We start from the raw sequence: 238 nt of genomic DNA on the forward strand, positions 1-238 counted from the left end.
TACTATGCCATCCTGTGTTTGAAATGGTTCAAATACATTGCTCTAATGCTAATATTTACTATATTATTAATATGTTGGTGTGTTTTAAATCGATCATCAGACAATACTGCACACCATTTCAATCTCCCATTTTAAACACAGGATGGCATAGTATGAGTGAAGCATTAAAGGTACTGAACAATATTCGTACACTTCGCGCACAGGCTCGTGAAACTGATCTGGAAACGCTGGAAGAGAT

1 pseudogene is annotated in these 238 nt (G+C 36.6%); it reads left to right on the forward strand.

From position 1 onward, the window contains the following. Positions 1–152 precede the first annotated feature (152 nt). Positions 153–238: pseudogene (locus INF68_RS22850) on the forward strand (DNA-binding protein); the annotation flags it as partial.

This window comes from Enterobacter cloacae complex sp. P16RS2 (genome assembly GCF_014982155.1).
Taxonomy (GTDB): Bacteria; Pseudomonadota; Gammaproteobacteria; order Enterobacterales; family Enterobacteriaceae; genus Enterobacter; species Enterobacter cloacae_M.